Here is a 444-nt window from a genome sequence, read left to right as displayed (position 1 = left end):
CCCCGACGTGTCTACTTTCCGGGGGTCAGGCCCAACTCTGCGCCTGTCATGCGCCCGCCGTTAGTCAGGTTGAGCTCGATCTCATCACCCTCGCCGTTAATGATTTGGTCCAACTCATTTAATGTGACGATGACTTGGGTGCGTACCGCGGGTTTGGATCCAGTGCCTTCTTTGAAGAAGACGTCATTGGCGGCTTGAAGTAGGTCGGTGTTGTTGGTGGATTCTAAGACGGCGCGCATGTTGGCAATCGTGGTGGCATCGTCGGTAATGGAGAGCGTGTTGGGGCCTTGTTCCCGGTAGGTGATGCGTACGCCTGGTTTGGCGGTTCTTTTAGCACGGAGTTCTTTAAGCCGTGCGGCGGCAACATGTGGGATGCGGTGTGCGGGTGTGGCAGCGAGTTTGATTCTTAAGTTCCAGGCATCCAGGGTCTTTTTCACGCGTGCG

General features: G+C 56.1%; 1 pseudogene. It reads right to left on the bottom strand.

Features of this window, described 5'->3' with window-relative positions:
- Nucleotides 1–35 precede the first annotated feature (35 nt).
- Nucleotides 36–444, bottom strand: a pseudogene (locus tag HMPREF2781_RS09485) (HNH endonuclease); the annotation flags it as partial.

The organism is Corynebacterium sp. HMSC062A03, assembly GCF_001811145.1.
GTDB lineage: Bacteria > Actinomycetota > Actinomycetes > Mycobacteriales > Mycobacteriaceae > Corynebacterium > Corynebacterium aurimucosum.
This window is presented reverse-complemented; position numbering and strand designations above follow the sequence as displayed.